Origin of the sequence: Mesorhizobium sp. AR07 (assembly GCF_024746815.1) — a bacterium.
In the GTDB taxonomy this organism is placed as follows: Bacteria; Pseudomonadota; Alphaproteobacteria; order Rhizobiales; family Rhizobiaceae; genus Mesorhizobium.
The window spans coordinates 641,290-665,454 of the sequence record NZ_CP080528.1 but is presented as its reverse complement, the minus strand read 5'-3'; the positions used below and the strand labels follow the sequence as shown (position 1 = coordinate 665,454).

Annotated in this window: 19 protein-coding genes and 7 pseudogenes; 14 read left to right on the top strand and 12 right to left on the bottom strand. The window is 59.6% G+C overall.

What is annotated here, in order from left to right:
* Window positions 1-184 precede the first annotated feature (184 nt).
* Window positions 185-607 (bottom strand): annotated as a pseudogene (locus BPNPMPFG_RS39465) (IS5 family transposase); the annotation flags it as partial.
* Between the two features lie 60 nt (window positions 608-667).
* Between BPNPMPFG_RS39465 and BPNPMPFG_RS39460 the strand changes: the two are divergent.
* Complete coding sequence (locus BPNPMPFG_RS39460; protein WP_413776923.1) at window positions 668-2,299, top strand: IS66 family transposase; 1,632 nt, start codon at window positions 668-670, stop codon at window positions 2,297-2,299.
* 25 nt (window positions 2,300-2,324) lie between these two features.
* Here the strand turns inward: BPNPMPFG_RS39460 and BPNPMPFG_RS39455 are convergent.
* From BPNPMPFG_RS39455 to BPNPMPFG_RS39445, 3 genes and pseudogenes are all read right to left on the bottom strand, one after another.
* Window positions 2,325-2,736, bottom strand: a pseudogene (locus BPNPMPFG_RS39455) (transposase); the annotation flags it as partial.
* A 188-nt stretch (window positions 2,737-2,924) separates the two neighbouring features.
* Window positions 2,925-4,076, bottom strand: coding sequence for a CaiB/BaiF CoA transferase family protein (locus tag BPNPMPFG_RS39450; RefSeq protein ID WP_258598389.1), 1,152 nt, complete (start codon window positions 4,074-4,076; stop codon window positions 2,925-2,927).
* On the bottom strand, window positions 4,073-5,356 hold the full coding sequence (locus BPNPMPFG_RS39445; RefSeq protein WP_258598387.1) for a methylaspartate ammonia-lyase: 1,284 nt from the start codon (window positions 5,354-5,356) through the stop codon (window positions 4,073-4,075). The genes BPNPMPFG_RS39450 and BPNPMPFG_RS39445 overlap by 4 nt, the downstream gene beginning before the upstream one ends.
* Before the next feature lie 245 nt (window positions 5,357-5,601).
* Here BPNPMPFG_RS39445 and BPNPMPFG_RS39440 point away from each other — a divergent pair, with 245 nt between their 5' ends.
* Entirely contained in the window at window positions 5,602-6,543 is a 942-nt protein-coding gene (locus tag BPNPMPFG_RS39440; RefSeq protein ID WP_258598386.1) for a LysR family transcriptional regulator, read from the top strand.
* A 263-nt stretch (window positions 6,544-6,806) separates the two neighbouring features.
* Here the strand turns inward: BPNPMPFG_RS39440 and BPNPMPFG_RS43470 are convergent.
* Window positions 6,807-6,935: pseudogene (locus tag BPNPMPFG_RS43470) on the bottom strand (IS630 family transposase); the annotation flags it as partial.
* 366 nt (window positions 6,936-7,301) lie between these two features.
* Window positions 7,302-7,481 (bottom strand): annotated as a pseudogene (locus BPNPMPFG_RS43465) (IS110 family transposase); the annotation flags it as partial.
* A 636-nt stretch (window positions 7,482-8,117) separates the two neighbouring features.
* Between BPNPMPFG_RS43465 and BPNPMPFG_RS39425 the strand changes: the two are divergent.
* The 5 genes and pseudogenes from BPNPMPFG_RS39425 to BPNPMPFG_RS39405 all read left to right on the top strand — a co-directional run.
* Window positions 8,118-9,221: an ABC transporter substrate-binding protein gene (locus BPNPMPFG_RS39425; RefSeq protein ID WP_258598383.1), complete on the top strand. Its 1,104-nt coding sequence runs from the start codon at window positions 8,118-8,120 to the stop codon at window positions 9,219-9,221.
* A 152-nt stretch (window positions 9,222-9,373) separates the two neighbouring features.
* The gene (locus BPNPMPFG_RS39420) at window positions 9,374-10,468 is read left to right on the top strand and encodes an ABC transporter ATP-binding protein (protein WP_258598382.1); all 1,095 of its coding nucleotides are present in this window, start codon (window positions 9,374-9,376) and stop codon (window positions 10,466-10,468) included.
* Window positions 10,469-10,486: 18 nt separating this feature from the next.
* Window positions 10,487-10,936 (top strand): hypothetical protein, encoded by a 450-nt coding sequence (locus BPNPMPFG_RS39415; RefSeq protein ID WP_258598381.1) that lies wholly within the window; start codon window positions 10,487-10,489, stop codon window positions 10,934-10,936.
* A 90-nt stretch (window positions 10,937-11,026) separates the two neighbouring features.
* Window positions 11,027-11,486 (top strand): annotated as a pseudogene (locus BPNPMPFG_RS39410) (transposase); the annotation flags it as partial.
* A gap of 4 nt (window positions 11,487-11,490) precedes the next feature.
* Window positions 11,491-11,752: pseudogene (locus tag BPNPMPFG_RS39405) on the top strand (transposase); the annotation flags it as partial.
* Between the two features lie 30 nt (window positions 11,753-11,782).
* Here the strand turns inward: BPNPMPFG_RS39405 and BPNPMPFG_RS39400 are convergent.
* Window positions 11,783-12,724, bottom strand: coding sequence for an IS110 family RNA-guided transposase (locus BPNPMPFG_RS39400; protein WP_258598379.1), 942 nt, complete (start codon window positions 12,722-12,724; stop codon window positions 11,783-11,785).
* Window positions 12,725-12,931: 207 nt separating this feature from the next.
* Here BPNPMPFG_RS39400 and istA point away from each other — a divergent pair, with 207 nt between their 5' ends.
* From istA to BPNPMPFG_RS39385, 3 genes are all read left to right on the top strand, one after another.
* Entirely contained in the window at window positions 12,932-14,680 is a 1,749-nt protein-coding gene (gene istA, locus BPNPMPFG_RS39395) for an IS21 family transposase (protein ID WP_258598377.1), read from the top strand.
* Window positions 14,658-15,425, top strand: coding sequence for an IS21-like element helper ATPase IstB (gene istB / locus BPNPMPFG_RS39390; RefSeq protein ID WP_258598375.1), 768 nt, complete (start codon window positions 14,658-14,660; stop codon window positions 15,423-15,425). The genes istA and istB (BPNPMPFG_RS39390) overlap by 23 nt, the downstream gene beginning before the upstream one ends.
* 66 nt (window positions 15,426-15,491) lie before the next feature.
* The gene (locus BPNPMPFG_RS39385; protein ID WP_258598374.1) at window positions 15,492-16,616 is read left to right on the top strand and encodes a recombinase family protein; all 1,125 of its coding nucleotides are present in this window, start codon (window positions 15,492-15,494) and stop codon (window positions 16,614-16,616) included.
* Between the two features lie 22 nt (window positions 16,617-16,638).
* On the opposite strand, the gene BPNPMPFG_RS39380 is transcribed toward BPNPMPFG_RS39385, so the two are convergent.
* A protein-coding gene (locus tag BPNPMPFG_RS39380) for an ISAzo13 family transposase (RefSeq protein ID WP_258598372.1) occupies window positions 16,639-17,846 on the bottom strand; the annotation gives its coding sequence in 2 pieces (ribosomal slippage) (window positions 16,639-17,174 and window positions 17,174-17,846; 1,209 coding nt in all).
* 119 nt (window positions 17,847-17,965) lie between these two features.
* On the opposite strand from BPNPMPFG_RS39380, the gene BPNPMPFG_RS39375 reads away from it, so the two are divergent.
* From BPNPMPFG_RS39375 to BPNPMPFG_RS39360, 4 genes and pseudogenes are all read left to right on the top strand, one after another.
* Entirely contained in the window at window positions 17,966-18,364 is a 399-nt protein-coding gene (locus tag BPNPMPFG_RS39375; RefSeq protein WP_258598370.1) for a recombinase family protein, read from the top strand.
* Window positions 18,354-18,596: an ATP-binding protein gene (locus BPNPMPFG_RS39370; RefSeq protein ID WP_413776922.1), complete on the top strand. Its 243-nt coding sequence runs from the start codon at window positions 18,354-18,356 to the stop codon at window positions 18,594-18,596. The genes BPNPMPFG_RS39375 and BPNPMPFG_RS39370 overlap by 11 nt, the downstream gene beginning before the upstream one ends.
* 58 nt (window positions 18,597-18,654) lie before the next feature.
* Window positions 18,655-19,260, top strand: a pseudogene (gene istB, locus BPNPMPFG_RS39365) (IS21-like element helper ATPase IstB); the annotation flags it as partial.
* 148 nt (window positions 19,261-19,408) lie between these two features.
* A complete protein-coding gene (locus BPNPMPFG_RS39360; RefSeq protein WP_258598368.1) occupies window positions 19,409-20,488 on the top strand; it encodes a hypothetical protein in 1,080 nt (359 codons plus the stop codon).
* Here BPNPMPFG_RS39360 and BPNPMPFG_RS39355 read toward each other — a convergent pair.
* The 4 genes from BPNPMPFG_RS39355 to BPNPMPFG_RS39340 form a co-directional block, all read right to left on the bottom strand.
* Window positions 20,468-20,965: a hypothetical protein gene (locus tag BPNPMPFG_RS39355; protein ID WP_258598366.1), complete on the bottom strand. Its 498-nt coding sequence runs from the start codon at window positions 20,963-20,965 to the stop codon at window positions 20,468-20,470. The genes BPNPMPFG_RS39360 and BPNPMPFG_RS39355 overlap by 21 nt on opposite strands.
* Window positions 20,966-21,210: 245 nt before the next feature.
* Window positions 21,211-21,414, bottom strand: coding sequence for a hypothetical protein (locus BPNPMPFG_RS39350; RefSeq protein ID WP_258598364.1), 204 nt, complete (start codon window positions 21,412-21,414; stop codon window positions 21,211-21,213).
* A 40-nt stretch (window positions 21,415-21,454) separates the two neighbouring features.
* The gene (locus BPNPMPFG_RS39345; RefSeq protein WP_258598362.1) at window positions 21,455-22,717 is read right to left on the bottom strand and encodes an ATP-grasp domain-containing protein; all 1,263 of its coding nucleotides are present in this window, start codon (window positions 22,715-22,717) and stop codon (window positions 21,455-21,457) included.
* Window positions 22,718-22,908: 191 nt separating this feature from the next.
* Entirely contained in the window at window positions 22,909-24,117 is a 1,209-nt protein-coding gene (locus BPNPMPFG_RS39340) for an ISAzo13 family transposase (RefSeq protein WP_258598360.1), read from the bottom strand.
* Window positions 24,118-24,165 lie beyond the last annotated feature (48 nt).

The window sequence follows — 24,165 nt, the reverse complement described above, 5'->3', positions numbered from 1 at the left end:
ACTCGCGGGTCGCGAATCGAATCGTCCAATGCCACTTGACATTTGGCTTGACGAAGGGCGCCGGCCTCAGGTTCCAGCCCCATGAGAACGCGGGCGGCCCCCGGTGGTGTCCCGTCGCACAGACCTCATGCCGCTCAGCGTCATCTCATGAACTTGAAGATCTGTTTAGAGTCCGTTTTGAAAATCACGGATGAGCGTTTCGGCGGATGAGATTGCAGCCCATTGCGACAAGGATCAAGGCGTTAGACGTCGATGCGCTGCTCGTAGTCGCGCACGAGGCCGCGCCATCGGGTCATCCAGCCGAAGTCCGCTCGACGACCCAGCGGCGGGGCAAGACTTTGAAGCCCTTCTGGTCGTCGGATCGACGGATGATCTCGACCACGAAGTCGAGATAGGTGGCTTTGTCCATGAGCTTCAGCCGGTCATAGGCGCCGTCGGCGAACAGATGCTTGACCCAAGGCCAGCGCTTGCGGATACCATCCAGGATCGCCTGAGCGCCGGCACTGTCGGAGATATCGGCGGTGGTGAGGTTGACCATCAACAGCCGCCCATCCGTATCGACGGCAATGTGTCGCTTGCGGCCGACGATCTTCTTACCGGCGTAACCGGGGCAGATTACCGGGCGGTGGGGGTTTGCAGGCGCGTGCGTTCGTGATTCACCCTTTGCGTGACGCTACCACCGACTGATTCGCTTGAAGGCCTGTCGCTTGCGGAACTCCGCGGGCTGGTTTCTGCGCTGATCGGCGAAGTGCGCGGTCTTCAAGGCCGGGTCGAGAGCCTTGAGATCGAGAACCAGGCGCTACGCGCCGAGAACCAGACCCTGAAGGATGAGATCGCCCGGCTGAAGGACCTGCCGCCGCGTCCCCCGGTCAAGCCGACCAAGCCATCGGGCATGGAGAAGGCGACGCAGCCGACATCTGGCAAGGGCAAGCGCCGCCGGCGCGGCGCCAAGCGCGACGGCGGTCGCGTGAGCCGCGAGGTGACGGTTGCGGTGAGCGCTCCTGCGGGCTCTCGCTTCAAGGGGTATGAGACGATCCTGGTGCGCGATCTGGCGTTGTCGGCCGAGGTGGTGCGCTATCGCCGCGAGCGCTGGGTGACACCGACCGGCGAAACGATGGTGGCGCCCTTGCCGGCGGGGATCATCGGCGGCTGGGGCGCGAACCTGCGCCGCTTCATTCTGGCCTGTCACATTCAAGGCCAGGTGACGACGGAGCGGTTGACGGCGTTGTTGACCGGGATCGGGGTCGACATTTCGAAGCGCCAGGTGGTGCGGCTGATTTCGGAGGGCCTGGAGGCCTTCGCGGCGGAGGACCGTGACGTGCTGCGCGCCGGGCTGGCTACGGCGCCCTGGATCACCGTCGATGATACGTCGGCGCGCCACGCCCACCAGGACGGCTACACCACCCAGATCGGCGATCGCCGCTTCACCGCGTTCCGCACCGGACGATCGAAGTCACGGGAGGCGTTCCTGGCGACGCTGCGTGCCGGGCACAGCGATTACTTCATCAATGAAGAGGCCCTGGCCTATATGCGCGGCCGCAACCTCGCCGGTCCGGTGATCGCGCGGCTGGCGGCTGCGCCGCACAAGGCATTTGCCGACAGCGCCGCATGGCAGGCGCATCTGGCCGCACTCGGCCTCGACCAGCTCGCGGTTGAGCCCAACCCAGTCAGGATCGCCACCGAAGGGGCGATGTGGGGAGCGATCCGCCACCACGGCTTTCTTGGCGATACCGTGGTCGTGTCCGATGATGCCGGCCAGTTCCGCATCGGCGACCATGCTCTGTGCTGGGTCCACGCCGAGCGGCTCGTCCACAAATTGATACCCGTGACCCCGGATCAACGTCAGGCCGTCGACATCATGCGCCAGTTGATCTGGTGGTTCTATCGCGACCTCAAGAGCTACCAGCGTGCTCCTTGTCCGCGCCGCGCGGCGGCCCTGCGCGCCCGCTTCGAGCGCCTGTTCAAACGACGAACCGGCTACGTCATGCTCGACCGGCTTCTTGCCAGGCTGCATCGCCGCAAGCATGAACTCCTGCGCGTTCTCGATCGTCCCGAGATCCCGCTCCACACCAATGGTTCGGAAAACGACATCCGCGCCTTCGTCACCAAGCGCAAGATCTCCGGCGGAACCGTCAGCGAGGCAGGCAAGAACGCCCGCGACGTCCTGCTCGGCCTGATGAAGACCTGCATCAAGCTCGACGTCTCATTCTTCCGCTATCTCGGCGACCGCCTCGGCATACCAACACAAGAGTCGATTCCGCCGCTCCCGGATCTCGTTAGGCAAGCCGCTCAAGCCTGACTGCCCGGTAATCTGCCCCGGTTACCCTACCGGCGTCGTAACCCCTTGTTTCAGCTTGCGGAGCCCTGACCGACTGGCTGTCGATCACGCCAGCCGTGGGACTGGCCTCGCGCCCAGCTCGCTCGCGACCCAGCATCAGCGCCACGTCGTGGATGGTCTGAAACAGAAAGCGCCGCGCCAATTCGCGGAACCAGCCGTAGACCGTCTGCCAGGGTCCGAAATGGATCGGCAGCATCCGCCAACCGCAACGGAGCGGACCAGGTAGCGCACCGCGTTGACCACCTCCCGGAAATCAACCTCGCGCGGACGCCCGCGACGCCCAGGCTTGGGCATCAGCGGTGCGAACTGCTCCCATTCCTCGTCCGTCAAATCAGACGGGTAGCGCTTGGTCTTCTTGGCAATCTGGGCCATCCGTCACGGCTCTGCTCTGTCCACATCCACAGCTTGAATCATAACCCAGCCTCAGACGGAACCCAGAGCAAGCCGATTTTCAAAACGGTCTCTTAGCGATGGCTCTCACCGATGTGCGACTCGCGACAGCCACCATGGAAGCCGGGATCGGAGCCTGTGTGTTCAGGTGCATTTCAACCCTTCACCCGACCGCAACAGCCATAGGATAGGATATCTAGCGGCGCGTCCGCTGCTGGGGAGAAAACCGAAACTCCTGGCGCAATGCCTCAGAATGGGCTCCACGTGCGGGAACGGGCCGGAGTGCCGGAGCCCTTTCCGCATCGAAGATCGCGGCCGGTGCGATTACTTGAATATCTCCGGCCGGCGTGGATACGGGCACTCGCCGCAAATGTGGATGCTGGGATAAATCCTCAATTTCGTTGAGACGGCCATAGGCCAGACCCGCAGCTTCAAGTTCATTCATCGCTTCCTCGCTCGACATTTGCGCGAATCGATCGACGACGATCTTATCCAATCCGGTCCTGTTGCCGAGACGCTCCATATTGTCGGCGAAGCCTGGACGACGGGTAAGGTCAGGTTGTTTCAGGAACTTCGCGCAAAAGTTCACCCATTCACGATCGTTTTGGACTGAGAAGATTACGTCCTTACCGTCGGAACAACGGTAGGCGCCGTAGGGTGCGAGAGATGGGTGGTTAACCCCCGCGCGTGCAGTATGATAGGCGCTGTATTCGAACTGTAAGACGGGAACATTCATCCAATCAGCAACGGCATCGAACAGCGATACTTGGATACTCGTACCTTGGCCGGTGCGCTCACGTTGGAATAGCGCCTGCAGGATGGCGTTCAGGGCAGTCATCCCAGCTGAAATATCGCACACCGAGACGCCGACGCGCGCCGGGCCGTGCGTTGTCCCGGTTATCGCGCAGAGTCCCGTCTCCGCCTGCACAATGAGGTCATACGCTTTCAAATGCGATCGGTCACCACCATCTCCGAACCCGGAAATATCGCAGGTTATAAGATGGGGAAATCGCTTGCGGAGATCTGTGGAACCAAAGCCGAGCTTTTTGATACTGCCGGGTTTCAGGTTCTGAATGAAGACGTCAGCCTCAGCGACCATCGCGTCGAGAACTGCACGGTGTTCGTCGATCGTCAGGTCGAGGCAGATTGACTCCTTCCCGCGGTTCAACCAAACAAAATACGCACTCTGGCCCTGAACAAGCTCGTCGTAATTTCGCGCGAAATCGCCCTCGGGGCGTTCTACTTTGATGACACGTGCACCTGCATCCGCAAGCCGGGAGGAAGTATAGGGCGCTGCTACCGCCTGCTCGACAGCGACAACTGTAATGCCTTCGAGAGCCTTGTTCATGCGGATGCCGCCTTAACATTCTGTATGGAGTTCCGCGAACGTCGGTAGTCCAGAATGGCGAGCAGCCTGTTCTGCTCATTGCCGACGATGGAGATGCCTTCATCGACGCCCATGCCAGGTTTTGCAAGCATCATGTCAGCCTGTGTAGCCACTGCGATGTTTACCGCAGCTCTGGCCGACAAGTCGGTCTCGGCGCAGCTTCCACCGACGTACGCACCGACCCCATTTTCCTTGCAGATCAGTACGGCCCTGGCCGTGTCGGCTATTGAACCAATGTCGGGCATCTTAATCTGAGCTAGATGGGCCGCTTTTGCTTCCGCAAAGAGCCGAACGTCATCGAGCGTGTTGCAGCGCTCGTCGACCACGATCCGGGCATTTGTGCCACGTGCGTCGAGAAGCGCAACGACCCTGGCGTACCCGTCTAGCTGCGCCTTGGTTGACCCGAAGTCTGCTGGGCATTCGATATGAAGTCTGTAATCGGGGACGTCCTCCGCAAGTCGCGCGATGAAGTCGGCGATCTTTTCCGGCTCCATGCCAATCTCAAGACCAATCCAGCCGTAAACGTCGAAATGCAGGATAGGACGATAACCGGGCTCTCCGATCTCGGTGGTGCGTCTGGCGACCCATTTGACGAACTCACGAAACCTCTCGCCTGAAGGGCCGAACTTTTCACGCGAGTTAATGAGACCATGAGGAAGCACATCGACAGACTTGAGGATCATCTTATCGATGTTGATTCCTCTCGAATCCCCACTTTGAGCGAAAATAGGGACAGGCCTTTCTGGTAATGGCAATGCGAATTCCGAGCATATCACCTCGGCAAGCGTGGTCCGGGCAACATGCGCAGCAGCGCGAAGCAGAGCCTGGCTAACCCCATACTCCACCGCAAGCGGGAAGCGCTTGTTTTGATGATATGCCAAGACTTGATCGCAAGCGGTGAGGAAGTTGGAAACATCAACCGCGAGGAGCCTGGGAATGACGGCAGACCTGGTAAATGCTTCGATCGCATCAATCTGGAAAAGCGGATCGCGACCGGCGGCGCCTGAATACTGCACGCTCATCATGTCGCCCCAGACGATCACATCGTCCGGCAACACGAGGCCAATGCTGAGCGAACGCGATGGCATTCGGATCGCCGTGAAACCGGGAGTCAGGGGCGCCCCAAGATACCGAAACCCATCCTGGGCAGCGCCGGCCCGTATTGCAGCTTGATCGTCATAAAAAAAGCTTCCATTCCCGGGAGAGAGAATAACGTCTTTCACTGTCGGGAGATTTTCCATGGTCGTCTTATCTTTTAATTGGTGTCACGCAGAGTGCCAGCGACTGCCCGGAAATCCCGCCAGCCTTTTTACTCACTGAGCTGTTGCTTAGCCATCGCCGCAGTATGGCCAGTGACAACGTCCGCACACCAATATAATTTCTACTTTCCATCCATCTCGTTTCGAGATATCGTCTCAATCAAGCGTTGGGAACAATGGTTTCAGGATCTCGCACATGGCGGTTCCCGTGCGAGGGGCGTGCATAATTGGACCTAAGACAGCTGAAATATTTCATCGGCGTGGTGGAGGCGGGTAGCTTCACTAAAGCAGCAGCGCAACTGAATGTGGCGCAGAGTGCGTTAAGTCTTCATGTCCGACAAATGGAGGAAGAGTTTGGCACCCAGCTCTTGGTTCGCGACAGAACGGGAGTAACGCTTACGGCTGCTGGAACGAAGCTTATGCGCCACGCGCGAAGTATTTTACGCCAAGTTAACCTTGCTGAAGAGGAATTGACGAGTAAGGTAAAGTCGCCCTCCGGCGAAGTTACGATCGGGATACCCTCTGGGGCAGCTCGCGTCATGGTGGCTGAGCTTCTCTCCCTAGCCCAGGAACGATTTCCAAAGGTCTCGCTCAAGATTATTGAAGGGATGAGCGGATTGATCGACGAGTGGATGACCTCTGGTCGATTCAATCTCGCAATTCTCTACAAGACTGTCGAAAGTCCGGACACGTCCACACTTTTAGCTCGCGAGGAATTTTGCCTCGTGGCTCCCCCGAACCAGCCACCGTTCGAAAACACTGTTCGACTGTCTGATTTGCACGCATATCCATTGGCTGTTCCCATGCGTGTCAATAATGTTCGACGCTCGGTGGCCGATGTCGTCGCCCAGCACGGATGCACATTGGATGTGCGGTTTGAAGTAGATTCTCTGTCGACCATCAACAGCATGGTGATGGACGGAAAAGCCTATTCGATACTAACGCCGTCAGCTATACAACGTGAAGTCTCTCTCGGCCAAGTGCGTATGGTGAGGATTGTGGATCCAGTCATAACACGGTCGATTGTTCTTGCTGTAAACCCGCGAGACGAACGGTCAGTTGAAGTGGCAGCAATACGTGCGCTGGTCCCGGAAGTCGCCAAAAAACTGACGCGAGACGGGAAATGGCCAGCCATTCTTCCTGGAGGCGAGCCAGCCCTCCATAAGTAATCTCGCTTTCGTTATTCTGACCTTCGACCTCCCGAGGGTAACTTCTCAAATGTGAAGGCCGCTTCCGCACAGCCAGCCCTTCCTCTGGGTAGAGCAGATAGATGCGGTTGATCCCCACGGTTTGCCATCGCGCCTAAGCAGCCGAATAGCGCTGGGATAGCAGGAGCGCCGCTGCTCGTTAGAGCGTGATGAGATTATTTGGGGTCATATCCGGAATTTGCGAAGTAGTTTGAACATTCGTCGGCAGTGATGCGGTTGAGAATGGTGCCGATTGCGTCGCAGACTTTCGAGGGTGCGGCTGGGAGGATCGGGACGAGAACTTCCTCGACATAGAGCTGGAAGCGTTCGCCGTTGATCGGCCCGTCGATGAGCCATGGCGGGGTGACGCGATCGATCATGCCGCAGGGCGGCGGGGGCCGCCGGTGCTCGGGCTCACCGCCCGCTGCGAACCAGCGTTCGACCGTTCTCACGTTCATGCCAATCCGGGCTGGCGCGGCGACAGACCGGCCTCCCGCAAATCAAGGATTTCAGCATAGAGTTCACTGCGCTGGTCGCGTCGCGACCGGCGCAGGCCATCAAGCTTCGTGGAAGTCTCTTCCGGTGGTTCCGGCTTGGCTTCGAGCGGAAGGCATGGAGCACGGGCAAATCACGGGGCGTCGACTGCGATTCCGACTCTATGAACTTATTCGCTCCGTCCGTGAATCCCGCAACCTGCACCAAAATGCGGAAGAACCCTTGATTGACGCGCTGCAGGTGACCGCAACTTCGCCCTTCAACCGGAAACTAGCCCTGAGCAATCCATATTCATGCAAACGCTGGAGCCATTGGGCATCGCTGATATCGGTCTTGCGGCCGGGCACATGCTTGGCATCGCGTGCGTTGACCAGTATGACCTCGAAGCCACGCTGGTCGAGTATCTCGAAGACGGGGATCCAGTAGGAAATGCCAATCTGGAGAGAGGCGGGGATCGTCGAAATGATCCCGGCGCCGTTGCCTTCGCTTGGCTCGCGAATACTGCCACCTGCAGCCTTTCCTTGCAATCGGGGTCTATTCGATCGCGCAAAGTCGGTGGTGTAGGTGTTCCGACAGCAATCCGGTGCATGCCATATCAGCCTTGCCTGTGCCTATTCCGCTGCCCCTCGCCCCGCAGTTCTTCTTGAAACGAGACGTCCTTATGCTCCGCCCTTTCGAAGCACCCTGCTCGGCGGGTGGGGAGGTCGAAGACACAAATTTGCGACAGATCTCGCCCAAGGCTCAGCGTAACACGCTTGATGCATATCTCACGAGATCAAACATTTGTTGCAATCACGCTCGTATTGCGGTAGGCATTCCTTGGAGCGACCAGTTTGGCAATTGGGCGCTTCACTCGGAAACCGGATGCCGGTGCTCGCCGCACCGGTTGGTGTAATGGGAAGATCCTGGGGCGTTACACGCGGCAACCGGTCGGTACGAGGCAGACGCAGGCTTCCTGTATCCCGTTTGACCATTCGCGTGATCGTTTTGTGGTTTCCCGACTGCGTTGAGCAATTGGAAACCCCTTGCCAACGAGCAAGGGAGTGACAGAGGAGAACGAAATGAGCTTTCTGATAAATCGCAGACACTTCATGCAGGCGACATCGTCCGTAATAGCAGTAGGTGCGTTATCCTCCGCGACCGGTCGTGCACGGGCAGCATCCGCCGGCGAGTTGAAAGTCAATATGAGCGGCGGCAATTGGGGCGACGCGGTGATGGAGGCTTATGTAAAGCCTTTTGAGGCGGAGACGGGGGTCAAGGTAACGCCAGTGAAGGCGGACTTCTCCTCGACGCAGATCGCGATGATGGTGGACACAAAGAACGTAGCGGCCGATGTGGTCAACCTCGGGCAAACGAATGTGGATCCGCTTACCGCGAAGGGCTACCTCGAGCAGATCGATTATTCGATCTGGAAGAAGGATGAACTGGAGGCGGTAGCAGACTACGCCAAACAACCCAACGGCTTCGCCTCCTACGTATATTCTTTCAATATGGTGTACAACACGAAGAAGTTCCCGTCTGGAAAGCCGCGGCCGACCACGTGGGCCGAGTTCTGGGACGTCGATAAGTTCCCTGGCGTCCGCTCCCTATTTTCCGGCGAAGGTGGAAGCGGACCTTGGGAGGAGGCCCTCCTGGCCGATGGCGTCCCTATGGATAAGCTCTACCCGATGGATATTGAGCGCGTCTTTGCTAGCCTGGACAAGATTAAGCCGCACATTCGCAAATGGTGGACGGGTGGGTCCGAAATTCTGCAGATAATGCGGGATAATGCCGCCGACATTGTGCAGTCCTACGACGCACGGGCACTTTCACTTATTGATGAGGGTGCCCCAATCGAGATAAGTCGGAATCAGGCTAAGCTGACGACGGATTACTGGTGCATTCCGAAGGGCAGCCCGAATGCGCAGAATGCTCAGAAATTCATCGAATTGACGAGCCGCGCCGAACGGCAGGCGGCTTTTGCTGAGTTAATTGCAAATGCTCCCACCAACAAGAATGCCTATAAAACGATACCTGAAAATGTTGGCCGAAAGCTTGCTTCACATCCCGACTACGCGGCCTCCAGCTTCGCTCTAAATGGCAAGTGGTATGCAGAGGTCGGATCGGATGGCAAGTCGAACAAGGAGCGGCTTGTTCAACGTTGGAACGAGTGGATTCTCCAGTAATCCTCAGCGTTTCATTAGGCATCGGTGGCGCTCATCCAGTCGGTCGGCTTCGCGGCCGTGGCAAATTGGATAGCGCCGCCTTATCCAACGGCCCTGCCTTTCCGGGACTGCACGTGTTGCTATGGCGCACCTGTCCTGCTGGAGTATCGTTAATGAACTTGAGTCTTAAAAATTGTCTTCCTGTCAAGGATCGAGCATTGAAAAAGAGCCTAGCTCCCGCACAGATAGAATTCTGCAACGTCACCAAGATGTACGGACCTATTGCCGCGGTCAAAGACATGTCCCTTTCCGTTTCTCGGGGCGAGTTCCTCACCATTCTCGGCCCAAGTGGTTCGGGCAAAACGACAGCGTTGATGCTTCTCGCCGGCTTCACCGCGCCGAGCAAAGGAGACATCCTCATTGCCGGCAAGTCGGTCTCCGAAGTTCCGTCTTATCGTCGGGACCAGGGCATCGTTTTCCAGAGTTACGCGCTTTTCCCGCACCTCACTGTGCGCCGCAATCTGGAATTTCCGCTTGAAATGCGCGGGATCAAGGCCGCCGACAGGGCAGCACGAGTCAACCGAATGCTTGCACGCGTTCACCTCGATGATTTCGGTGGCCGCCTGCCATCGCAGTTAAGTGGAGGTCAGCAACAACGCGTGGCCCTCGCGCGCGCCTTGATTGCCGATCCACCGGTCCTGCTGCTGGACGAACCGCTCGGTGCGCTCGATCGCAACCTACGTGAGCAGATGCAAGTTGAAATCAAGGACCTGCACAAGGAATTTGGGAAAACTACCATTTGTGTTACGCACGATCAGGAGGAAGCACTCACCTTGTCGGACCGCATCGTCGTCATGCGAGCCGGCCAAATCGAGCAGATCGATACACCGGAAGCCCTCTACGACCGTCCGATAACGCGCTTCGTCGCCAACTTTTTGGGCGAGGCCAACATCCTCGGAAATAACGAGTTTAAAGTCGAATCCGATGTCGTGCCGTCTTCCGGAATGGTCGCAATGCTGCGGCCTGAGCGCATTTGCATTAACGCGCGTTCGGCGGCAAGGCGCGGCGATGCGGACCAAAGACAATCTGTTTCCGGCACCGTCGAAGATATGATCTATGCTGGTCCTTTGAGGAAATACCGCGTGCGCGTGGGGAACACGGTGCTGATCGCACGCGAGCATGTCGCCTCGGGACAGGAGGTCTTCCGTTCCGGCGATGAGGTTCGCCTTGAGTGGCTTCGGTCCGACATTCGGTTTGTTGCTGCGTAACGGGGGAGGACTGCGCTGATGAAGATGATTCAAAAAATGGGCTCAATGCCGATCCTGCTTACGGTGCCAGCCTTCGGCGTGATGCGGCCTTTTCTGGCGTCCACGGCGGTGGCCGCACGTCTTGCCAGTCGTTGCGGAACAGGTGTCCTCATCGGCGGCGACGCCGCCGTTCGATCTGACGGCGCTGCCATGCCGTGCAACGTCCTGCTGGCGGGCGACGGCTGCCAACATGTTCTGTTGCGGCATGCCGACCGGCATCTCCAGCTCGCGGTTTCGGGCGCGAGGATTACTCAGCCCGTCCGACTCCATATCGACGCGATCTGGCCCGCTCTGCAGTTGAATACCGCCTCTGGGCTCTTGAATGCCTCAACGGTCTCACACGGGCCGCCAGAAGCGCGTGGCCGACGCCTCCGCTTCGCGACGGTTCGCTCACGGGGACGTCGCATCGGGAAATCCCCGAATCGCTGATCGGCGAACTGCGTGTCCAGGCCGACTGGACAGATCCTGGCGACCATCTGCTGACCGCGTCCGCCGCGCCATTCGCCGCGGAAAGTCGCCTTCGGCCTGGTGGCAGGTCAACTCGACCGGCAGGCGCGCCGCGAGGGCAACCAAATGCTGCGGCTGATCGACTTGACCCCCATTCCGCTCGGCAAACTGTACGACTGGGCCAAGTCGAACGGCCGCATCCGCGGCCATGAAGATGCATGTCGTCTATGACCCGAAGGTCGACTATCCGCGCATCCTCGACATCACCGATGCCAACGTCAACGATGCCGAGATCGGCCGCACGATCACCATCGAGCAAGGCGCGACCTATGTGTTCGACAAGGGCTATTGCCATTACGGCTGGTGGACTCAGATCGCCAAAGCCGGATCGATCTTCGTCACGCGGCCCAAAGCCAATATGCGGCTGGCGCCGGTGTGCGATCGGCCCATCGCCGCGCCACAGGGGGACGGCTTCCTGATCCTGGAAGATACTGAAGTGGGCTTCGCCGGCAAGGGCGTTTCCAAGCTGCCGGCTTGGCCTGACGACCCGGCGATACCAATCGGGAGAGGTCGACTATGATGGCCACATATTCCGACGGGGCGATCGCCATCTCCGGGGGCTTCTCTACGAAGCTGCGACGGTCATCCTGGCCCGCAGCTCGGCCGAAAGCGGCCTGCCGACATGGGGCCTCAAACTCAGGGAGAGAGTTGGCTTCAAGCGAGCTGCCCTTTGCCGTGGCACGCAAACTGGCGGTGACGACCCTGCACCCGGCATACGCGTCTCACAAAGGTGCTTGACTCTGCCACCGCGATTAGTTTCCGTTGTGATCAAGCATGTTTTTCGACCCACATGCGATCGGCTTTGACGAGCGCATTGGCGGTGACGAGAAGCTTGCGCATAACCGCGACGATGGCGACTTTGGCGGGCTTTCCCGATGCAATGAGGTGCTGATATTTTTCCCTGAGGTCGGGGTTAAAGCGGGCAGCGACGAGAGCGGGCATGTAGAGTGCTCGTCTAACATTGGCCCTTCCACCCTGGATGAAGCTTCTGCCTTTCCACTGTCCTGATTGGCGGGCGACGGGAGCGAGTCCTGCCAGGGATGCGGCCTGTTTGTTATCAAGTGATCCGAGCTCTGGCATAGTGGCGACCAACTGGTTGGCAGTGCGTGGGCCGAGGCCAGCTATGCTGGAGATAATTTCATGCCGACGGGCAAGCTGGGGATCGGCCGCAATGCTTGTTGCGAGCTCGGCATCGAGAGCGGTTATATGCTGATCGATCTGATTGAGGCGTTGCTTGTGCTGACGCTTTAGAAGCGGAATCGTCAGGTTTTTCTCCTGGTTTTTAAGCGCGGTTCTGTCGCGCATCAGACCATCGCGGGCACTGATCAGTTCTGCCAACCTTGCCTGTTCGGGGTTCATAGCCGGGCGCACGGGTGGCTGCATTGTGCTAGCCATGCGGGCCAGCATCACTGCATCGATCAGGTCGGTCTTGGCCAGGGTTCCAGCTGCTTGGGCAAAGCGCCGCGCACGAGCGGGATTGAGCTTGACGCAAGGCAGATCAGCCAGAGCTTGCTCGAGTTCCCGGTGGTAAGCACCAGTCGCCTCATATGCCACGCGCTCGACTGACCATTGTCCCAGCCATGCAATTAAGGCTTTATGGCCACTGGCAGTATTGGCAAACTGCTGGTTGCTGCCTGCAGGATAGGCATGAGCATCGAGTGTTGCTTTTGAGATATCGATGCCGATGGTTTGTGGTAGGGTGTAACTCATCTTTTCCGCTATCCTATTCTTGTCATCCGGGCCCAAAGCCCCGGTTTCCGTTCAGGCCTGATCCCCGTGGGTCGGTCAAAATCCCCCGGGTATGGTCACTTGAAACTCCCCCACCTGATGGTCACCGGCAGCGCTACTGAACAGCGGTAGCCGGGTAAGGCAGGACGTTTATTTTCATCCCCTTTCATACAGCGAGGGGACCGGGAGTTGTACGTCTTGAAGGCACATCTGCAAAGCACCGTACTAACATTACTTGATCGCAACACCAGCCAGCGCGAGATTCAAAGGCTGACGGGTGTCGATCGCAAGACGATTCGGCGGTACCGAGCGCAACGGGCTGCTACGGAGGCAAATTCCCCCGGGGAAGTGACCACCGGCTCGGCAAGCGCGGAGGACCAAATTCCTCCACCCCGACCACCGGCTTCTGGGGTGTCGGGAGCGACGGTCACCAGCAGCCTGGCCCGCTCGGCCTGCGAAGTGCATCGGGCGTGGATCGAAGAACAGGTCCGCCTGAAGCGAAATGCACAGGCGATTTACCAGGACCTGGTCGATCAGTTTGGCTTTCCGTCCAGCTATCAAAGCGTCAAGCGGTTTGTGCGCACGTTGCGAGAAAGCGATCCCAAGCAGTTTGATCGTCTTGAGTTCCTCCCCGGCGAGGAGGCTCAGGTCGACTATGGCGAGGGCGCGCTGACGATCGATCCCAAGAGCGGCCGGTACCGTCGCCCCCGCCTGTTCGTGATGACGCTGCGCTATTCGCGGCGCAGCTTCCGGCGGGTGGTCTGGCAATCCAGCCAGCAAGTCTGGGCGCAGCTTCACGAAGAAGCGTTTCGGTATTTTGGCGGGGTGGTCAGCTATGTGGTGCTCGACAACCTTAAGGAAGGCGTCCTCAAGCCCGATCTATACGAGCCCGAGCTCAATCCGATCTACAGTGCGATGCTGGCTCATTACGGCGTCGTCGCCGATCCGGCCCGCGTGGCGGACCCCAATCGAAAGGGGAGCGTCGAGAATGCGATTCAACATACCCAGGGGACCGCGCTGGCCGGACGGCGCTTCGAGACGCTGGAAGCCCAGAACGAGTTCTTGAGGCACTGGGAGGAGAACTGGGCTTCCAAGCGCATCCACGGCAGCACTCGCCGTCAGGTCGAGGCCATGTTCCAGGAAGAGAAGCCGCACCTGCGGCCGCTGCCTGTCGCACCCTTCCGCATCTTCACTGAAGTCGTTCGGACCGTCTGCGACGACACCACCGTACGCGTCGACAGCAGCTATTACGCCGCGCGGCCCGCGGCCATCGGCAGTCTGGTCGTCGTGCGCATCTACACTTCCACGATCGAGATCCGTGATCGCCACACCCATGCGCTGCTGCGGATTCATCCCCGGATGACGCACCCCGGTTCTGTCGTCCTGCCGATCAACGAACGGCCGTTCAATCCGTCACGGCAAACCGCCGTGCTGCTGGCGAACGCCGGTCGCATCGGCCCACAAACCAAGGCCCTGTGCCAACACATGTTCGATGCCGAGGGACGCCCCGGACAGCGCGCGATGTGGGGCATTGTCGGGCTGAGCCGGAAGTATCCGACACGGATGGTCGAGCAGGCCTGTGCTCATGCCATCAGCAACCGCATCTACCGTTACAAGCACGTACGCGCGACTGTCGAGCGGCTGTTTGAGCAGGCGCTCCAACAGGTTGAAGAAGTCCCACAGCCGGCATCGCAGCTCACCCAGGATCATCCACTGATCCGCGCCCCCGCCGAATATGGCGACCTCTTCAGCCGTGCTGTGCGACACGATGCCGGCAACAATGGCCGGCAGGCCGGGGCTGACGACGACCGCGCCTCTCCACCCCGCACTCGTGGCGCCTGCGCAACCCCGACCAGCTTCGCCGCCACGAGCGCTCCCGCTACCCCTTCTCACCTCAAACTGGAGACCCAACCCCATGATGACCATACCCGAAATTGAACGCTGCCTGCGACAGCTGCGCCTGTCGGGCGTCCGCGACACGCTGCAGACGCGCGTGCTGCAGGCGCAGGGCGCAAACCAACCCTTCCTCGAGACCTTCTCCCTGATCCTGCAGGACGAACTGGATCGTCGCCAATCCCGCCTTATCGAGCGGCGATATCAGCAATCCGGGCTCGATGAAAAACTGACGCTCGCCGAATTCGACTGGTCCTTCAATCCCAAATTGCCGCGCCAAACTTGCTTCCAGCTTCACACACTGGCGTTCATTGCCGCCGGCGAGAACGCGCTGCTGGTCGGCAAACCGGGCACCGGGAAATCTCACATCGCCAAGGCGATTGCCTATCAGGCGATCCTGTACAGCCACAAGGTCCAGTATCTCGAGACCGATGACTTCTTCCACCGCCACGCTCTGAACACCCCCACGCAACGCGAGGCCCGGATGCGAACAATCATCGACTGCGATCTCCTCGTGCTGGACGATCTGTTCCTCGCACGCGCCATCCCCGACGACGCCGGCGCATGCATGCAGACCCTGATCCATCAGCGCTACAAACTGCGCCGCAGCGTCATCGTCACCTCCAATCGGGTCGTGCAGGACTGGGGGACATATCTGCGAGACAACACCATGAGCACGACGATACTCGATCGGCTGATGCATCATTGCCATCTGCTTGAGTTCGATGGACGCAGCTATCGCCTCAAAGAAGCCGCTGAAGCCCTTGCTCGGGAAACAAAGTCAAACTAACAAGTCCACTTCTGTCCTGTCTTGCGGGTGGGGGATTTTGACTGACCCTATCCGGGGGAATTTGAAGTGACCCGCGGGGTGTTCAACCCTGATGAAGAGGTTCAGGCTCGGCTGCGTCTGATCTTCGACAAATTTAGAGAGCTTCAGACCGCGCGACGCGTTATGCGTTACCTGCGCACGCACGACCTACGCGTACCGGTGCGGCCGCTTCGCGGGCCGGCGCCCCATGAACTGGTGTGGCGAGACGCCACCATCGCCCATGTCCATCATATTTTGCACAACCCGGCCTATGCCGGCGCATATGTCTACGGCCGGCGCCGAATAAATGCGGTCCGCCAAGGTCCAGGTTCGCACCGCGCAACCTCGAAGGTGGCCATTGACGACTGGGATATTTGCATCAAAGACGCACACCCTGGTTATATTAACTGGGAGGAGTTCATGGCCAATCAGCGACGCCTCGCCGACAACACCAATCGATACGAGTCCGGCCACCGCGGCGCGCCGCGCAAGGGCATTGCTTTGCTGCAGGGCTTGGCGGTCTGCGGCCAATGCGGACGGCGGATGACCGTGCGCTACAGCGGCCCCGACAGTGCATGCCCCGTTTACTGCTGCCTGGCGGACCGCAACCAGACCGGCAGCTCTCTCTGTCAGGAGGTTCGGGCGCCCGCAGTAGATGAGTTGGTCGCCCAAACCCTCCTGAAGGCGTTGGAACCTGACCAAATCGCCATCGCCATCGCTGCGCTCGACGAGATTGCGGAGGAAACACGAAGCCTCGAGAAACAATGGGCGCTACGGCGGGAACGTGCGCGGTATGACGCCGAGCGGGCTCGACGACAATACGACACCGTGGAACCGGAAAATCGTCTCGTCGCCAGAACCCTGGAAAAGGCATGGGAAGACAAGCTGCGCTTGATCGATGAGATCGAGCAGGAATATCGTCGGTGGAGAGACCGAGAGCCCTTGGTGTTACAGGCACAGGATCACGCGGCGCTTCAGGAACTCGCCGAGAATTTGCCGGCTATCTGGCACTCAGAAACCACCCAGCCAGAAGACCGCAAACGTATCTTGCGCTTCATCGTGCAGGAGGTCGTTCTCGACCAGAAGAAGATACGCGGCCAGGTCGCCATCAGGATTCTTTGGCAGACCGGCGCAACCAGCGACCATCAAATCCAACGGCGAGTTCAATCTTAGGGCCTGTTGAAGAACAACTACGTCACGGTTTGGTTCGTGGTGTGATGGTGTAGTTCCATTCGCCGTGGAATGCATGGCGACGGATGTTGATGGTCGCCATTTCCTGGTCGGTGACCTTGACGCCGGCGGGGTAGAGGTTGGGATCGATCTCGGAGCGAACGGTGAGGCCCGCCTTGGTCTTGGTGGCGGCGATCAGTTCGACGATGACTTGATGGCTGAGCAGTGGCCGGCCGCGCCAGTTCTGGGTGATGAACGAGAACAGGCGATGTTCGATCTTGTTCCATTTGCTGGTGCCGGGCGGCAGGTGGCAGACGGTGATGGTCAGGCCCAATTCGTCGGCCAGGGTTTGCAGCCTCAGCTTCCACAGGCGCACGCGCGAGCCGTTGCTGCCGCCGCCGTCGGCCGTGATTACCAGATGTCTAGCCTTGGGATAGCGTGCTTGTCCCATCAGCCGCCACCACCGGCCGATCGCGTTAACTGCGAAGTCGGCGGTGTCATGGTCGATGCCGACGCTGACCCAGCCCTTGTTGTCGCCGATGTCATAGACGCCGTAGGCGCTGCGCGGCCAAGCTCCGGAACGAGGAAGTCGTGGACCCGTACCGGCTCCGGTTGGCCGGCTGGACGATAGTCGCGCCCGCCATTCTTGAAGTCGCCCACCAGCTCTTTCTTCTTGGTGTCCACCGAGATCGCTGGTTCACCTGCCTCGAGCGCCGCACCCACCTGGCGGTTGATGTAGTGGAACTGCGCGTCGCGGTCGGGATGGCTGGCGCCTTCCAGGGTCTTGCGGTTGGCCTGCAGGCTATAGCCCAGCCCACGCAGAAGGGTCGCCACCGTGTTGTGGCCGATCTTGTGGCCCAGCGCCCGCAACCCCTCGGCCAGATGGCGCAAGCTCTTGGAGGTCCACAGCAGCGGGGCTTGCGGGTCGCCTCGCGTGACCGGATCAACCAGGCCGCGCAGATCGTCCAGCAAGGTCGCGTCCAGGCTCGCCAGCGCCTTACGTCCTCCGCCAGGCCGTCGCGCCCGGGTCAAATCCAGAGCCGCCTCGTCGCGCAACTCCACAAGGCCCCGACCAATCGTGCTGCGCGCCACGCCCGTGATCCGCGAGACCACCATGATGCCGCCATGGCCCGCCGCCAGAGCCTCGGCCGCTGCAAACCGCCGCCGGCCCCGCTCGTCGAGCAAGGGACCCACCGCCTCATACCTCAAACGGATCGCCGCTTCGTCAATCACAAAGCGAGTCTAGAAAGTCCACCAGCCAAAGGGAATCCTCAAACCGCAAAAAACCGAATTCCGGATTCACATATTGTTCAACAGACCCTTACGATCGAGACTATGGCGAACTCGAGCTTGTGCGTGAGCGGATCACGCAACTCAATGCTGCGGGCGATATGGACAGGCAAATCGCCAAAATATTGAATGACGAGGGCGTCCGCTCGGCGCGAGGCAAGCTGTTCAGCTATGAGAACATCTGGCTCTTACGCCACCGTTGGGGAATCCCCACAGCCAAGATCAACGGCGTCGCAGCCAATCCGCCGCGCTGGCCTGATGGAACCTACTCTGTACAGGGCGCAGCCGCTGCAATCGGCGTGACGGCTCAAACCATCTTCGACTATCTCGCCCAGGGCCTTGTCCACGGTCGGCAAAGCACGAAAGGCCAGCCTTGGCAGATCAGCCTTTCCAGCGACCAGATCGATCAACTTCAACGCCGACTGCAACGGACCAGGCGATCAAGGAAAGGTGCATCATGAAGCATTCGCGGACGCCGTGGTCGCCACCGCGCTTCTCGACAGGCTTTTGCATCATGCCGTCGTCGTTCAGATCGAAGGATCAAGCTACAGGCTGCGCCAGCATGCCGAATTGATGCCTGAACACGTCCGTTCGAAAGCCCTGATTACCCCACCGTCCTTCGCTCCACCATCACGGCCGCGCGGTCGGCCGCCAAAAAATACCCAATTCTCCATGCCGTCCGAGACGGCGTAATTGGGGAATTTTACTTCGGCACTTTTGGGGAAATTTCACCCGGTATTGAACAGCGGCGGAACGCGACACCAAGCGCATGACCGCGCGTCTCAAATTTGCCGCCCTGCGGCAGAATGCCTGCGTCGAAGATATCGATCTGCGCATCCCACGCGGCATCGACCGCGCCCTTCTAGCCAGGCTTGTCGCCGGCGACTGGATCTCTCGGCACAATAATTTGGCAATCACAGGCCCATGCGGCGTGGGAAAATCGTGGCTTGCCTGTGCCCTGGGCCACAAAGCGTGCCGGGACGGGCGCTCCGTCTCCTACCAGCGTGTCCCGCGCCTGTTCGAGGCAATGGCGCTGGCTCGCGGCGACGGTCGCCATGCCCGCATGCTCAAGTCTCTCGCTCGCGTCGAGCTACTGATATTGGACGACTGGGGCATCTCGGTGCTCACTCAAAGCCAGCGCATCGATCTGCTGGAGATGCTTGAAGACCGCAACGGGCGGGCCTCCACCATCGTAACAAGCCAAGTGCCCGTCGATCAGTGGCACGAAGTCATCGGCGACGATCCCACCCTTGCCGACGCCATCCTCGACCGCCTCGTTCACAATGCTCACCGCATCAACATGACCGGCGAAAGCTTGAGGAAAATAGCTGGCAAGCAGGCGCTTGACGCCGACTAAAAACCAGTGAACTCATAGCAACCGTCGGTCAGGCTTCTGCTGCCCACGATCGCGTGAAATCGCTGTCCAGCTTTTGCGAAGCGCGCAGATAGAGCAGAAAAATGGCGCCGTTGTACGGAAGCTCCTGGGTTATCGGCGCTTTGAAGGCTTGGCGGCGGCCAGAGCGATCACGCGCCTTTACGGGGCATCCCGGCTGTTTGTGAACTTCTTCCAGCCCTCGTTCAAGCTGGCTGCCAAGCAGCGCGACGGAGCGAAGGTGGCCAAGCGCTATCATCCGCCGCAGACGCCCTGTGAGCGTCTCCTGCAGGCGGAGGGCATCCCGATGGCTGCCAAGAGCAAGCTGCGCGAGATCGCCGCCGACCTCGATCCGCTGAAGCTTCTGGAGGAGATGCGAGCCGTGCAGGCCTATCTCGCAGCCCTGGCTGACGGCGAAACACCGCCGCCGACGACATCCGAACCACCCGACCTGGCCGCGTTCGTAGCAAGCCTGTCGAGTGCCTGGCATGCGGGTGAAATCCGTCCGACGTTCTCCACCGAAGCCAAACCGCGTTACCTACGAAGTCTACAAAAGGTCTCGACGCAAGTCCTTATTGCGGCTCCCACCGCCGCGCTCAAGCCGGTGATCTCACCCACTCCTGCCGCGAAAGCCGCGAAGATGCAGGAGAAGCTGAAGCCGGTCTACGCCGAGCCTGGCCAAGCCCGCGTCCAGGCGCTCCGCATGGTGTGGCCGATCGTTTGCCGCCGATTGGAAGAATTCCCCAACATCAATGCCACGCAACTCTTCGAAGAGCTGTGTATCCAGTTTCCAGGTCGATTTACCCGCAAGCAGTACAAAACACTCGTCCGACGGGTCTATCTGTGGCGCCAAGCAGCTCGCGCACGCGGTGTTGTCGTTGGGCCGAAGACGTATCGTCGGCTCAACGACAAACCGCGTGGCCGACGTCCCGACATCTTTAAGGACCATTGGGAAGAGATGGCACGATGCCTTGAAGAGCGTCCGGATCAGACCGCACTTGAACTTCTCGTCGAGTTCCAGGCCCGTCACCCCGGACGATACAGCTTGCGCCAGCTTCACACGCTGCAGAAGCGAGTAAGGGCGTGGCGACAACAAGCCGTGCAGCGGCTCATCGGCGAGGTCAGCGGCCCAGCGCCATACCTCGCTTCAGATTCCGCACGTCTGGCTGCGGGTAACATTCCTGATGAGGCACTAGGTAACAAAATTAGGTGAGGCAACACGACAATCGCGTTCGGTCCACCCAGTAGCAATACCGGTCAACACCATTGTCTGCACAAAGCTGCCGGACGAAGATGTGCCGGAATGCGCCACGAAATCGACCTCGACGTAACCGGGCGGCGGATCATTCCAGTCCCCGAAGGTGCGCACCGGCACCGATCGGCGAACCGCCGAACTCATTCCTGCTCGGCGACGCTGGCCGCCGCGAGCCACAACACGTACCTCCGCCAAAAGCCGATCCATCGTCGCCGGGCTCATCGTCAGCAGCTTGCCGCGGAGCGCGGCATCGAGCTCTAGCCGGCCATGCCGTTCAAGCGCTGGCAACAAGACAGGTATCAACGGCCGCAGCCGTTTGGAACACAGCCGCTCCGATGCCTCCCACAACACCACGAGCGCTTCGCGAACATCGCCGCCATAGCGAAGGCTGTGCCTCTTGTTGCCGGGTGTCTTCGACGCGCGTTGACGTTGCACTCGGATCGCATGCTAGCGATGACAACCGGTCACCGCGACGAACTCATCGAGGATGAGGCGCTTATCGCCTCGGCTCCCCGATCGACATCGCTCGACAATTGCTTCCACCAATTCCGACCGTGTCGCCATGCTGATCCGCCTTCCCATCCATCCTCCGAATCGGGATGACAACACCTGACCATCCCATTCGGAACAGCGACACTATCGGCAACATTTTGCTTGAGGCAATGCGGGGTCAATTTTTCTCAGGTCGTCGACAGCAGTTGCTCGCCTCCCGCTCCGGTATGCATGCGACATATGCGAACGATGTCGTCGACATCGAAAGGCTCGGTCCCGTCCCGCCGGTCAAGGATAACAAAGTAGTTCTGTAGACCGTGCATTTTGACGAACGGCCAGGGCAGCGGCAATCCAATCGGCGGAGGTTGCGACAGAAAACCGATGTGCTTCATCGACCTGTCCAACTACCTGAACAAAGCGCAACGCCCCGTTTCAGTCTCTATCAGAATTTGCGACAGAACCTTCCGGTTCGCCAAGGGTCGGAAATGGTATGATCGACCAATCGCTTAAGTCGACAGCATGCTGAAGTATGGCCTTGGTCTGAGCAAAGCTGGGTGAAGCGGCGATGACATGTCCGATGCGGTCTCGGTAGTCGCCTTTCCTGATGATCGGCGTCTTGGGTTCAACATAAAATTTGACCTCGGCGACACCTGATATGGCAGCTGCGCGCGTGTCGCTATCGATCCAATCGAGGATGCCATCGCGATCAGGAGTCAGGATCCGCGCCGCCGCAGTCTGCAAATGCCTTCTGCGCAAATTCCATTCCTCGCCGATGACAAGCTTGATGTGCTCGGTGATGAGATCGACACCATAAGCCAGCTGAACCAGTTGAGGACCGATCCCACCCGCAAGACGCGGATTGACTTCAATGACGACTGGGCCACGCTTCGTCCACCGGAATTCAATGTTCGTTGGCCCCCAGCCAAGGCCGAGAGCTCGCAAACAGCTCAGCGAAACATCGATGATACGCTTTTGCTCATCATCAGTCAGTGGGGCCGGGTAGGTGCACTCATGAACGAGGAAGTGCGGTAGGGGGCCGAAGTCAGAGATGCAAATTCCAATGACCTCATTTCCCATTATGTCGGCTTCATAGAGTGGGCCTTGTGCGAATTCTTCGACCAGTATCCTCGGCGAAGACCGCCATATGTGCTTCCCGCCCAACAGATAGGTCGTATGTTCGGCTAACTCATCGACGTTGCGGCACAATCGGACACCCCTGCTGCCGCTGCCCACGGCTGGCTTAACAATCACCGGCAAGCCGATCTCCGCGGCAGAGCTTTGTACGTCTGTCGCATTTGCTGCCAAGCGAAAAGCAGGTACTGGAACGCCGGCCTCCGCGAGGACCTGACGTTGAATGAATTTATCGCAGCATCGTTCAATCGATGCGGGGTTCGGTCCCGGCAGATCGAAATGCCGACAGAGCTTGCCAACTGTCGCATAGAACCACTCCGTGGCGCTCGTAATGCCAGCAATGTCATAGGTCGCACGCAGCCGGGAACATTCGTGGATCAGCGCATCGAGATTGTTTGTATCGACACGGATTGCCTCAAGCCTTTCCGCCACAAGATAGTCATACTGAGCTGGATCAGCCGACAGGGTAATTGGATGAAGACCAAGACGCTGGGCCGCTTGGACGTAAAGCGGACCAGTACCTATGGTGTTGCCTTCAACGAGGATGAGCGCTCTTGTTGGCATGGCTGTTGACTCCTATGTTGCGTGCTGTCTGGCGGTCTGAACGTAAACCGACATCAGCTTTTTTGCCGTGCCTGACCTCAGAGCGGTGAAGGTACCATCGTTAGCAATTTGCGGTTGTGAAGAAATTTTAAATTTGTGTTACTGCCGAGCTAAGCCCATTGGTTGTTAGGGCCTGTTGAAGAACAACTACGTCACGGTTTGGTTCGTGGTGTGATGGTGTAGTTCCATTCGCCGTGGAATGCATGGCGACGGATGTTGATGGTCGCCATTTCCTGGTCGGTGACCTTGACGCCGGCGGGGTAGAGGTTGGGATCGATCTCGGAGCGAACGGTGAGGCCCGCCTTGGTCTTGGTGGCGGCGATCAGTTCGACGATGACTTGATGGCTGAGCAGTGGCCGGCCGCGCCAGTTCTGGGTGATGAACGAGAACAGGCGATGTTCGATCTTGTTCCATTTGCTGGTGCCGGGCGGCAGGTGGCAGACGGTGATGGTCAGGCCCAATTCGTCGGCCAGGGTTTGCAGCCTCAGCTTCCACAGGCGCACGCGCGAGCCGTTGCTGCCGCCGCCGTCGGCCGTGATTACCAGATGTCTAGCCTTGGGATAGCGTGCTTGTCCCATCAGCCGCCACCACCGGCCGATCGCGTTAACTGCGAAGTCGGCGGTGTCATGGTCGATGCCGACGCTGACCCAGCCCTTGTTGTCGCCGATGTCATAGACGCCGTAAGGCGCTGCGCGGCCAAGCTCCGGAACGAGGAAGTCGTGGACCCGTACCGGCTCCGGTTGGCCGGCTGGACGATAGTCGCGCCCGCCATTCTTGAAGTCGCCCACCAGCTCTTTCTTCTTGGTGTCCACCGAGATCGCTGGTTCACCTGCCTCGAGCGCCGCACCCACCTGGCGGTTGATGTAGTGGAACTGCGCGTCGCGGTCGGGATGGCTGGCGCCTTCCAGGGTCTTGCGGTTGGCCTGCAGGCTATAGCCCAGCCCACGCAGAAGGGTCGCCACCGTGTTGTGGCCGATCTTGTGGCCCAGCGCCCGCAACCCCTCGGCCAGATGGCGCAAGCTCTTGGAGGTCCACAGCAGCGGGGCTTGCGGGTCGCCTCGCGTGACCGGATCAACCAGGCCGCGCAGATCGTCCAGCAAGGTCGCGTCCAGGCTCGCCAGCGCCTTACGTCCTCCGCCAGGCCGTCGCGCCCGGGTCAAATCCAGAGCCGCCTCGTCGCGCAACTCCACAAGGCCCCGACCAATCGTGCTGCGCGCCACGCCCGTGATCCGCGAGACCACCATGATGCCGCCATGGCCCGCCGCCAGAGCCTCGGCCGCTGCAAACCGCCGCCGGCCCCGCTCGTCGAGCAAGGGACCCACCGCCTCATACCTCAAACGGATCGCCGCTTCGTCAATCACAAAGCGAGTCTAGAAAGTCCACCAGCCAAAGGGAATCCTCAAACCGCA

Bases quoted from the DNA above. Each gene is read 5' to 3' on its own strand.
- BPNPMPFG_RS39450 (WP_258598389.1), bottom strand. From the start codon at position 4,076: ATGAACAAGGCTCTCGAAGGCATTACAGTTGTCGCTGTCGAGCAGGCG.
- BPNPMPFG_RS39445 (WP_258598387.1), bottom strand. From the start codon at position 5,356: ATGGAAAATCTCCCGACAGTGAAAGACGTTATTCTCTCTCCCGGGAAT.
- BPNPMPFG_RS39425 (WP_258598383.1), top strand. From the start codon at position 8,118: ATGAGCTTTCTGATAAATCGCAGACACTTCATGCAGGCGACATCGTCC.
- BPNPMPFG_RS39420 (WP_258598382.1), top strand. From the start codon at position 9,374: ATGAACTTGAGTCTTAAAAATTGTCTTCCTGTCAAGGATCGAGCATTG.
- BPNPMPFG_RS39415 (WP_258598381.1), top strand. From the start codon at position 10,487: ATGAAGATGATTCAAAAAATGGGCTCAATGCCGATCCTGCTTACGGTG.
- BPNPMPFG_RS39400 (WP_258598379.1), bottom strand. From the start codon at position 12,724: ATGAGTTACACCCTACCACAAACCATCGGCATCGATATCTCAAAAGCA.
- istB (WP_258598375.1), top strand. From the start codon at position 14,658: ATGATGACCATACCCGAAATTGAACGCTGCCTGCGACAGCTGCGCCTG.
- BPNPMPFG_RS39350 (WP_258598364.1), bottom strand. From the start codon at position 21,414: ATGAAGCACATCGGTTTTCTGTCGCAACCTCCGCCGATTGGATTGCCG.
- BPNPMPFG_RS39345 (WP_258598362.1), bottom strand. From the start codon at position 22,717: ATGCCAACAAGAGCGCTCATCCTCGTTGAAGGCAACACCATAGGTACT.